The organism is Micromonospora humi (genome assembly GCF_900090105.1).
Taxonomy (GTDB): Bacteria; Actinomycetota; Actinomycetes; order Mycobacteriales; family Micromonosporaceae; genus Micromonospora; species Micromonospora humi.
On record NZ_FMDM01000021.1, the window covers coordinates 86,005 to 96,621 of the forward strand.

Sequence of the window (10,617 nt, forward strand, 5' to 3'; positions counted from 1 at the left end):
CCACCGCGTTCGTTTCGGAAGGAAGCTGCACCATGGCACGCCGCAAGGACGACCGCGCCAAGGCGGATCTCTCCGCCTTCGACCAGGCCGGCGCCCGGGTCTTCGACAACCCGCTGGTCACCGAGGTCTCCGACTCCTACCTGGAGTACGCGTTCTCGGTCATCCACTCCCGCGCCCTGCCGGACGCCCGGGACGGGCTCAAGCCGGTGCACCGGCGCATCCTCTGGTCGATGTACGAGCAGGGCCACCGCCCCGACCGGGGGCACGTGAAGTCGGCCCGGATCGTCGGCGACGTCATGGGCAAATACCACCCGCACGGCGACACGGCGATCTACGACGCCATGGTGCGGCTGGCACAGGACTTCTCGCTCAACGCCCCGCTCATCGACGGGCACGGCAACTTCGGGTCGCCGGACGACGGTCCGGCCGCCGCGCGCTACACCGAGGCCCGGATGTCCCGGGAGGCGATGCTGCTCGTCGGTGAGCTGGGTGAGGACACCGTCGACGTCGAGCCCAACTACGACGGCTCGCTGACCCAGCCCACCGTGCTGCCGGCGGCCTTCCCGAACCTGCTGGTCAACGGCGCGTCCGGCATCGCGGTCGGGATGGCGACCAACATGATCCCGCACAACCTCGGCGAGGTGGTGCAGGCCGCCCGTTGGCTGATCAACCACCCGGACGCCACGCTGGACCGGCTGATGGAGTTCGTGCCCGGCCCCGACCTGCCCACCGGTGGGCTGCTGCTCGGCCTGGACGAGGTGCGCCGGGCGTACGAGACCGGGCGGGGCGTGGTGCGGATGCGCGGCCGGGTGGAGATCGGCCCGCTGGAGGGCAGCCGAGGGCGGCAGGCCATCACGGTCACCGAGCTGCCCTACGGCGTCGGCGCCGAGAAGGTCATCGCGGCGATCACCAACGAGGTCAACAAGACCAAGCGGCTGACCGGCATCGCCGACGTCAAGGACCTCACCGACCGGGAGAACGGCACCCGCCTGGTCGTCGAGTGCAAGGTGGGGGTCAACCCGCAGGCGTTGCTGGCCGACCTCTACCGGCTCACCCCGCTGGAGCAGTCGTTCGGCGTGAACAACCTGGTGCTGGTGGACGGCCAGCCGCGCACGCTCGGGCTCAAGGAGCTGCTCGAGGTGTTCCTGTCGCACCGCTACCAGGTGGTGACCCGGCGCAGCGCCCACCGCAGGCGCAAGCGGGAGGAGCGACTGCACCTGGTGGACGGCCTGCTGATCGCCCTGCTCGACATCGACCGGGTGGTCAAGCTGATCCGGGCCAGCGAGGACGCCCAGGCGGCCAAGGACGGCCTGATGCAGAGGTTCACGCTCTCCGAGATCCAGGCGACCTACATCCTGGACACTCCGTTGCGCCGGCTGACCAAGTACGACCGGCTGGAGTTGGAGGCCGAGCAGGAGAAGCTGCGCGGCGAGATCGCCGAGCTGTCGACGATCCTCGACGACCCGAAGGTGCTGCGGAAGCTGGTCTCCGACGAGCTGGCCGCGGTGGTGAAGCAGTTCCCCACCGAGCGGCGCACCACGCTCGTCGACGGCGACCTGAAGGAGGTCCTGGCGGCCTCGGTGCCGGCCGGTCCGCTGGAGGTCGCCGACGACCCGTGCCAGGTGATCCTCTCCGCGACCGGGCTGGTGGCGCGCACCGCGGCCGAGTCGGAGGAGGCCGCCGAGGCGCGGCGGCGCAGCGGCCGGGTCAAGCACGACGCGGTACGCGCCGTGGTGCACTCCACGGCCCGGGGGCGGGTGCTGCTGGTGACCAGCGCCGGCCGGGCGTTCAAGATCGATGTGTTGCCGTTGCCGGTGCTGCCGGAGCAGTCCGGCACGGTGTCGCTGCGCGGTGGCATGTCGGCCGCCGAGCTGGCGCCGCTGGCGCCCGGGGAGACGGTGGTGGGGCTGGCGCCGCTGGGCCCGTCCGCCGCCGGGTCGCCCGGGCTGGCGCTGGGCACGCGGCAGGGCGTGGTGAAGGTGTGCGCACCGGACTGGCCGGTCCGGTCGGACGAGTTCGAGGTGATCTCGTTGCGCGACGGCGACGAGGTGGTCGGCGCGTCCTGGCTGGCCGACGGCGCGGAGACGCTGTCGTTCGTCTCCTCGGAGGCGTCGCTGCTGCGCTTCGCGGCGTCCCTGGTCCGGCCGCAGGGCGTCAAGGGTGGCGGGATGGCCGGGATCAGCCTGCCCGCCGGGGCGCGGGTGGTGTTCTTCGGCGCGGTACGCACCGACGACGCCCAGCACGGTGAGCCGATGGTGGTGACGTCGACCGGCGCGACGGTCAAGGTGACGCCGTTCAAGGCGTACCCGGCGAAGGGGAGGGCGACCGGCGGCGTGCGCGCCCAGCGGCTGCTCAAGGGTGAGACGGACCTGTCCGTGGCCTGGATCGGCCCGCGCCCGGTCGGCGCGACGGCGACCGGCGACCCGGTGGACCTGCCACCGGCCGACCCGCGCCGCGACGGCTCCGGCTTCGCCGTCATGCTCGGCCCCACCGTCGTGGGCCACCACATCGACCGCGACTGACCACGCCCCACCCCGCCCTGCGTCGATCTTGCAGTTCCGCCCGGGCATCTCGGGCGAAGCCGGCAGATCCCGGGCCACAAGTGCAAGATCGACGCGGGGGACGGGACGGGGGTCAGAGTTCGGGGTCGGGGGAGGGGCGGGACTCGGGGGTGGTGCCGCGGAGGCGGGCGATCAGGCGCATGCCGTGATAGATCGCCAGGGCTGCGGCGGTGCCCAGGGTGATGCCGTTGAAGGACAGGTCGCCGGCGGTCAGCGTGTAGTTGGCGGCACCGACGATGACCGCGACCGCGGCGGTGAACAGGTTGACCGGGTCGTGGAAGTCGACCCGGTTCTCGATCCAGATCCGGGCGCCGAGCACGGCGATCAGCCCGTACAACGCGGTGGTGGCGCCGCCGAGCACGCCGGCCGGCACGGTCAGGATCAGCGCGCCGAACTTCGGGCAGAGACCGAGCAGGACGGCGGTGCCGCCGGCCACCCAGTAGGCGGCCGTGGAGTAGACCCGGGTCGCCGCCATGACGCCGATGTTCTCCGCGTACGTGGTGGTGCCGGAGCCGCCGCCGGAGCCGGCCAGCACGGTGGCGAGGCCGTCGCCGAGGAACGCCCGACCCATGTGGCGGTCGAGGTTCTCACCGGTCATCGCGGCCACCGCCTTGACGTGCCCGGCGTTCTCCGCGATCAGCACCAGGATCACCGGGATGACCAGGACGACGGCGCGCAGGCTGAAGCTGGGCGTGTGGAACTCCGGCAGCCCGACCCAGGCCGCCTGCCGCAACCCGGTGAGCGCCTGCTGGTCGAGTTGGCCGGTCACCGCGGCGACCAGCCAGCCGAACACGACGCCGAGCAGGATCGACAGCCGGGCCAGGAAGCCGCGGAACACCACGGTGGTGACCAGGATCGCGAGCAGGGTGAGCACGGCGATCAGCGGCTGGGCCTTGACGCCGGTGCCGGCGCCGCCGCCGTCCCACGCCACCGGCGCCAGGTTGAGCCCGATCAGCGCGACGATCGCACCGGTCACCACCGGGGGCATCAGGGCGTCGATCCAGCGTGCGCCGGCCAGGTGCACCACGACGCCGACCAGTGCCAGGGCGGCGCCGGCGACCACGATGCCGCCGAGCGCCGCGCCGATGCCGCCGTCGGTCTTGGCGGCGATCACCGGGGCGATGAACGCGAACGACGACCCGAGGTACGACGGCAGCCGGTTGCCGGTGATCAGCAGGAACAGCAGCGTGCCCAGGCCGGAGAAGAACAGCGTGGTGGCCGGCGGAAAACCGGTGATCAGCGGGACGGTGAAGGTGGCGCCGAACATGGCGACCACGTGCTGCACGCCCACCCCGACCGTGCGCGGCCAGGAGAGCCGTTCGCCGGGGTGGACCACGTCGCCGGGGCGTACCGAGCGGCCGTCGCCGTGCCTGGTCCAGGTGGGGAACTGGGTCATCGCCTCGCCCTTTACCTCGGGTGACGGGGGCGGTGTCCGACCCTGGGAGTTGTTTCTAGCACGGGCGGAGATCGGGAGGTCAGGCCACCCCGGCGGGGCGGAACTGCACGCTGACCCGGGGACCGACCGGTCGGGCGGTCTTCGGCACGGCGTGTTCCCAGGTGCGTTGGCAGGAGCCGCCCATCACCACGAGGTCGCCGTGGCCGAGCGGGAAGCGCAGGCTGGCGCCGCCACCGCGCGGGCGCAGCAGCAACGCGCGGGGCGAGCCGAACGAGACGATCGCGACCATGGTGTCGGTGTGCGCGGAGCGGCCCTGGGTGTCGCCGTGCCAGGCCACGCTGTCCCGCCCGTCGCGGTAGAGGCACAGGCCGGCGGTGACGAACGGCTCACCCAGCTCGGGCGTGTAGTGCCGGGTGAGCGTGTCGCGTGCGGCGGTGAGCACCGGGTGCGGCAGCGGGCGGCCGGCGGCGTACCAGCAGAGCAGGCGCGGCACGTCGACAGCGGTGTCGTACATGGTGCGGCGCTCGGCCCGCCACGGCACGTCGTGGCGCAGCGTGTCGAGCACGGCGTCGGAGCCGCGCACCCAGCCGGGCAGGTGGTCGACCCAGGCGCCGCGGCTCAGCTCGTGCCGGCGCACGGCGAGCGGGCCCAGGGTCGGCCCCTGCTCGGCCAGGTCGAGCATCGAGGGCTGGTACGCGATCTCGGACACGCCTGCGATCGTACAGGCGTACGACCCCTCAGCGCCGCAGCAGCCGGCGGACCGGGTCCGGGACGGCCTGCTTGATCCGCTCGCGCAGCCCCTGCGTGCGCAGCGTGCGGAGGGTGTCGGTGAGCTTGAGGTTCTCGTCCCGGAGCCGCTGGATGCGGGTCACCAGCTCGGCGGGCGGGGTGGCGGCGGCCGGCCGGACGCCGGGCGGGAACTCCGTCTCGCGGACCCGCCTGTCGAACGCGGCGGCGCTGTCGCCGTCGGCGAACGAGGTGCCGAGGTCGTGCTTGGCCAGGAACCTGGTGATCGTGTCGAAGCGGTCCTTGTGGCCGGCGTTGAGCGCGGTGTAGTCGGCCTCCGCGTAGAGCTCGGCGGCGTCGACGTCGGCCGGCACGTCCCGCATGATCCGGTGCGGGATGTCGAAGTAGCGGGCCAGCTCCAGGGTGCGTGAGTCGTGCGCGAAGAGGTAGCCGGGGGTGCCGGCGATCAGCGCCGTGATGGTGCCGTGGATCCGGGTGCCGAAGTTGAAGTCGAAACCGGACAGGTGCGTCATCCAGGTCCACGGGTCGACGAACATCCGCACCTTGTCCTCGACGAAGAGCGGGTGCGAGGTGTGCAGCGGCATCTCGCTGCTCTTGCCCCGGTGCTCGGGCGCGTCGCCGTAGAGCAGCGTGCCGAGGGTTCGCAGGTCCTGCGGGATGTAGCACAGGTTCGGGTAGCGCTCCCGGTGGTGGCGGACCACCTGGGCCATCGAGGCGACGTAGGGGGAGATGGTCAGCGCGATCCGGGCGTCGGTGGTCAGCTCGGGCCGGCCCTTCTCCAGCCGGAAGTTGTCGCCGTGCAGGAACATCGACGGACAGCCGATCTGCTCCACCGCGGAGAAGCCGAGGGTACGCAGGTAGCTCTCGGTGATCTCACCGCGTACCCCGATGCTGTGCGAGCGGTCGAGCACCGCCCGGCAGAACGCGCTGACCGCGTCGTCGATCGGGCGCAGGTACTCCCGGTCGCCGTCGACGTTCGTCTGCACGCCGACGCCGAGGACCACCACCGGGATCTTGAGCCGTTCGATCAGCCGGGTGAGCGGTTCGAGGCGGTGCGCGAAGCTGCGGCGGAAGGCGTTGGCCAACGGGACGACGAAGACGTCGTGGCGCTCGTTGATCTCGTCGGCGTCGCGCGGGTCGGCGGGCTTGCGGGTCGCGGTGATCTCCGCCGTGGAGGTGGCCAGCAGCTTGTGCGCGGCGTGGCTGAACACCAGGTTGCCGGTGTTGTCGCTGATCCAGTTGCGGCCGAAGGTCTCCTCCGGCGTCAGGACGTCGAACGGGCCCTTGCGGGCGCGGAGGAGGATCCTCTGGTGCATCCGGCTGCTCACCTTCCGATACGGCCCGGCGGACGCCGGCGGGCGCCCACAGGTGCGGGAACGGAAATCCTATCCGCCGCCCGCCGGTGACCGTCCGGACGCCGCCGCACCGGAGCCCGCCGCATACCACCCGGTAGGGTGCCCGGGATGACCAGTGCCCCGACCACCGCCCGCACGCCGCGGCTGCCGTCGCTGACCGGGCTGCGGTGGATCGCCGCCCTGCTGGTCTTCGGCTTCCACGCGGGCACCATGCGGATCATCGCCGAGCCGCAGTGGAAGGCGGTGATGGACAAGGCCTTCAGTCTCGGCCTGTCCGGCGTCGAGTTCTTCTTCATCCTCAGTGGATTCGTCCTGGTCTGGTCGTACCGCGACGGCGAGCGCGCGTGGACGTTCCTGCGCCGCCGGTTCGCCAAGATCTACCCGAACCACGTGGTGACGTTCCTGGCGGCGCTGGTGGTGGCGGCCTGGTTCGCCGACCCGGTCCTGCCGTGGGCCGCGATCGGCAACCTCTTCCTGGTCCAGGCGTGGATCCCGCTCAACGGCTACTTCTACAGCGTCAACAACGTGAGCTGGTCGCTCTCCTGCGAACTGGCCTTCTACCTGTGCCTGCCGCTGGTGGTGCCGTGGCTGCGCCGGGCCGGCAGCGGCTGGCTGCGGGTGGTGCTGGTCGCCGCGCCGCTGCTGATCCTGGCGCTCTGGCCGGCTCAGCTGCTGGTGCCGGAGGACCAGCGGTGGTGGTTCACCCAGATCTTCCCGGTCACCCGGTCCTTCGAATTCTGGATGGGCGCGGCAGCGGCCGAGTTGATGCGCCGCCGGCGCTGGCGTGGCCCCGACCTCACGGTGGCCAGTCTGACCTCCGTCGCCACCTGGGTGGTCGCCGCGCTGTGGATCCCGGCCGAGTTCTGGGCGGCGCTGCTCGCCGTGGCGTACCTGCTGGTCATCGCCGCTGCGGCGGACGCCGACGTGCGGGGCCGGCGGACCCCGTGGCGGTCGCGTCCGATGGTCTGGCTCGGTGAGGTCTCGTTCGCGTTCTACCTGGTCCACGTGCTGGTCATGGTGACCGTCCTGCGGCTCACCGGCGACTGGGGCACCGGCCTGTCCGGCTGGCGGGGCCCGCTCGCGGTGCTCGGCTTCCTGCTGCTCACCCTGGCGCTCGCCGCCGCCCTGCACCGCTGGGTGGAGGTGCCGATGATGCGCCGCCTCGGCCCGCCGCGACGGGCCCGGCGGGAGCCGGCCGCCGCCGCGCCGGGCGTGCCGGCGCCGAGGCCGGCCGCCGACGACAGCTCCCGCTCGATCGAGTACGCCGGCCGGCGCCGGCCGGACTGAGTAGTCCGGCCCCGCCCGGTGGCGTGCCAGGTCAGCGGCGTCACGACACGCCGGGCGACGGTGCGGTGCGGCGGGATCGGCGGTAATTTGTACCCGTGCTTCCGATCGCGCTCACCTGTCCCGTGTGGTGGGTGGCGCGCTGGGTCGCACGGATGCTGGCCGGCGTGGCCGTGGTGGTCGCCTTCTCGCTCGGCGCCGCCACGCTGCCGGCCGGCGTGTCCACGACCGCACCGGCCTCGACCGGCCCGGCCGCCGGCCTGACGATCCGCACCGCCGCCGGCCCGCCGGCCGCCGCGCGAGCGGAGCGCGACGACACCGCCGCACGGCAGCGCGACCTCGCCGCCGCACGGCAGAACGCCCCCGTCGGCGTTCCGGAGCCACCGCCGGAGGGCGCAGCCGCGCCGCCGGCCGGCCGGCTCCCGCTCCCGGGCGGCCAGCCGCCGACGCCGGCCGGCCCGCGGGCTCCGCCCGCCCGCTGACCCGCCACGGGCCCGGCCCGTGTCGCCGGCCACCGAACCTCACCCCGTACCCGCCCGTCGGCGGCCCGGCGGCGCCCGAGTCCGTCCGCGCCCCGCCCCGACCGGCCCGTACGGATCCTCCCGCCATCGTCTTCCCGCGAGGTGCCGACCATGTCGCAGACCGTTCTCCTCAACTTCCTCACCGCGGTTCCCGAGGCCGCCGCCATCTGGTCGGCCCTGACCGTGCTCGCCCTCGTGCTGCTCGCCGTGCTCGTCGCCCGCCCCGAACGCGACGGCGCCGCCGAGATCGAACCCGACCCGGTCGACGTCGAAGCCGCCCACCGCGCCGACCTCGCCCGCTACGCCGACGAGGTGGCGGTGGCCGCCGCCGGCGCCGCGCAGACCGCCCACCGCCGCCGCGAGCAGTGGCTGGCCGCGCAGAGCGAGGCGGACCGGGCCTGGGCCGCCTACGACGAGGCGGACGCCGCCGCCCGCCGCCTCGCCGGCGCCGGCGCGCTGCCCGCGCCGCACACCCCGCACACCCCGGCGGAGTACGCGGCGCGGGAACGCTGGCTGCACCACGCCGCCATGACGGCGCACTGGCGGGGCGACCTGACCGCCCGGCAACTCGCCGACGTGCTGGCCCACCGCAACGGGTGGGACCCGCGCCGCCACCCGGCGGAACAGGAGATCGTGCTGGCCCGCACGGTCCGCGACGGGCGGCGGGCCGGCTGGGAGGCGGCCGCCGAGCGGGAGCGCCTGGCGTGGCGGGGCGCCGAACTGGCCGCCGAGTCGGCCCGGGCGCTCGCCGCCGAGGCGTACGCGGCCGCCGTGGCGCTGCGGCCCGTCCCGGCGTCCCGGGTGCCGGCCGCGACCCGCGCCCCGCTCCCGGTGGCCGTGCGGAGCGCCCGCTGGCGGCCGGCCCGGGTGGGCTGAGCGGGCGGCCTCGGCCGAATCGTTACCGACTGTGGTGAGCCCGCTCACCGGCACCCTCCGGAGGCCGGGCGCCGGGATCGATGACCGGTGCCGCGCCCGGTGCCCGTTTTCCCGCCGTCCCGATGTCCCGCTTTCCGCCGAGCGGCGTCGTCGTGGCCGCTTGTCCCATTGAGCGAAGTGGGTGACCGGCTGTTCCGAATCTGTAGTCACTGCGGGCGTTTCCGCAGGTGGCGCCGCTTGGCATGGCGTGTACCCGCCGGTAGTGTCGGCGCGTCCGGTGCGGTTCTCGATCGCCGATGGTGACGCCGCGCCGACCCGCCTAATCGTGCACACACGAACCGGGGACCCACAGCAACACCGGGGTGAATCCGCGAGCCACGGCCCGCGGTAGGGCGTACTTCCCGCCCGAATCCGTCAGCTAACCCGGTCGGCGGCCACGGAAGGAGTTCACGCCCCGTGCCCACCACCCCCCGATCGTCCCCCCGCCTCCACGGCCACCGGGTGCCGGCGCTCGCCTGACCGGCGACCCGCACCCGACCCCCTGCCCGCCCGACAGTCCGGGCGTGGCTTCCCGCGGCCCTGCCGCCCGCCAGCGCGTGTGAGTTCCTCCGCGTGCCGGGCCGGCGCGTGCCGCTCACCCCCGTGGAGGACCATCGTGAAGCACCACCTGAAGCGTCAACTGCGGCGGCTCGCGACCGAACGCCCGTACCAGATCATCGCCGGTTCGGCCGCCGCCCTCGTGCTGGCCGGCGGCGCCGGCGCCGCCCTCACCACCGACGACGCCCCGGCCCGGACGGAGAACACCGCCTCGGTGGCCGACCTCGGCTCCCGGCTCGGCGACACCGCCAGCCGCAGTGAGGCGCGGATCGCCGTCCCGGTGCCGAGCGCGTCGCCCAGCGCCTCGCCGAGCGCGTCACCCCGGCCCAGCGCCAGCGCCTCACCCTCGGCGAAGGCCGCCGACCCGGACACCACCCGCAAGGCCAAGCCGAAGCCGCCGTCGCGCAAGGTGCTCGACTACGACTACCAGGCGCAGACCACCTACTACTACTGTGGCCCGGCCGCGGTGCGCAACGCGCTCAGCGCCACCGGCATCGAGCGCAGCCAGGACACCCTGGCCGCCGCGCTCGGCACCACCGAGATGGGCACCAACTCGGCCGAGGACACCACCCGGGTGCTCAACCAGCAGGTCAAGGGCGACCCGTATCGGACCCGCATGATCCCCGGGGCGGCCACCCGGGCCCAGATCGACCAGCTCCAGGCCGACGTCGTCCGGGCGGTCAGCAACGACCGCGCCGTCGTCGCGAACATCGCCGGCGACGCCACCGACACCAACGGTGGCTGGCACTCGTTCCCGGGCGGCCACTACATCGCGGTGGTCGGCTACCAGAGCGACGGCCGCACCGTGCGGATCGCCGACTCGGCCGACCCGTCGCTGCCGGCGTACTGGGTCACCACGATCGACCTGGCGAACTGGATGGCCACGCGCGGTTACTCCGCCTGACCTCTTCTTCCCGGTACGCGTGAAGGCCGGCACCCGTTCTCGGGTGCCGGCCTTCGCGTGTGTGCTTACTTGGTCCAGTGCTGGTTGACGAGGTCGGTGGCCTGCTTCTCCCACTGGGCGTAGGCGTCGGGGTAGGCCGAGACCTGTACGGTCTGGGCGGCCTTGGTCAGCGGCATGTCCTGCCAGCCGTCGACCTGCTTCAACCCCTTGAGGAACGCCAGCGTGGAGTACTCGGGGTCGGTGATCTGCTCCGGGCTGCCCCAACCGCTGGAGGGGCGCTGCTGGAACAGGCCCAGCGAGTCGTGGTCATTGCGGTCGCCGAGGTGGCCCAGGTTCTCCAGCTTCGACTCCTGCAGGGCGGTGGCGATCGAGACGA

Annotated in this window: 8 protein-coding genes, 1 pseudogene and 1 riboswitch; of the genes and pseudogenes, 5 read left to right on the forward strand and 4 right to left on the reverse strand. The window is 73.4% G+C overall.

Translation table 11 applies throughout. The features are described from left to right. Positions 1–32 precede the first annotated feature (32 nt). Positions 33–2,522 (forward strand): DNA gyrase/topoisomerase IV subunit A, encoded by a 2,490-nt coding sequence (locus tag GA0070213_RS28785; RefSeq protein ID WP_091071526.1) that lies wholly within the window; start codon positions 33–35, stop codon positions 2,520–2,522. A 112-nt stretch (positions 2,523–2,634) separates the two neighbouring features. Here GA0070213_RS28785 and GA0070213_RS28790 read toward each other — a convergent pair whose 3' ends face one another. From GA0070213_RS28790 to GA0070213_RS28800, 3 genes are all read right to left on the reverse strand, one after another. After that, positions 2,635–3,957 carry a uracil-xanthine permease family protein gene (locus tag GA0070213_RS28790; RefSeq protein ID WP_091071527.1) on the reverse strand — a complete coding sequence of 441 codons (1,323 nt, stop codon included), beginning with the start codon at positions 3,955–3,957 and terminating at the stop codon, positions 2,635–2,637. A gap of 79 nt (positions 3,958–4,036) precedes the next feature. Next, entirely contained in the window at positions 4,037–4,639 is a 603-nt protein-coding gene (locus GA0070213_RS28795; RefSeq protein WP_091071562.1) for an alpha-ketoglutarate-dependent dioxygenase AlkB, read from the reverse strand. A 55-nt stretch (positions 4,640–4,694) separates the two neighbouring features. Then, positions 4,695–6,020 (reverse strand): polysaccharide pyruvyl transferase family protein, encoded by a 1,326-nt coding sequence (locus GA0070213_RS28800; RefSeq protein WP_091071564.1) that lies wholly within the window; start codon positions 6,018–6,020, stop codon positions 4,695–4,697. A gap of 147 nt (positions 6,021–6,167) precedes the next feature. On the opposite strand from GA0070213_RS28800, the gene GA0070213_RS28805 reads away from it, so the two are divergent. From GA0070213_RS28805 to GA0070213_RS28820, 4 genes are all read left to right on the forward strand, one after another. Further along, positions 6,168–7,346: an acyltransferase family protein gene (locus GA0070213_RS28805; protein WP_091071530.1), complete on the forward strand. Its 1,179-nt coding sequence runs from the start codon at positions 6,168–6,170 to the stop codon at positions 7,344–7,346. Between the two features lie 95 nt (positions 7,347–7,441). Then, a complete protein-coding gene (locus tag GA0070213_RS28810; RefSeq protein WP_091071533.1) occupies positions 7,442–7,825 on the forward strand; it encodes a hypothetical protein in 384 nt (127 codons plus the stop codon). Positions 7,826–7,975: 150 nt separating this feature from the next. Continuing rightward, positions 7,976–8,740, forward strand: a complete 765-nt coding sequence (locus GA0070213_RS28815; protein WP_091071567.1) for a hypothetical protein — start codon at positions 7,976–7,978, stop codon at positions 8,738–8,740. A 306-nt stretch (positions 8,741–9,046) separates the two neighbouring features. Beyond that, positions 9,047–9,188, forward strand: a riboswitch (cyclic di-AMP (ydaO/yuaA leader). 207 nt (positions 9,189–9,395) lie between these two features. Further along, positions 9,396–10,241 carry a C39 family peptidase gene (locus GA0070213_RS28820; protein ID WP_091071535.1) on the forward strand — a complete coding sequence of 282 codons (846 nt, stop codon included), beginning with the start codon at positions 9,396–9,398 and terminating at the stop codon, positions 10,239–10,241. Positions 10,242–10,306: 65 nt separating this feature from the next. Here the strand turns inward: GA0070213_RS28820 and GA0070213_RS28825 are convergent. Beyond that, a pseudogene (locus tag GA0070213_RS28825) lies at positions 10,307–10,617 on the reverse strand (hypothetical protein); the annotation flags it as partial.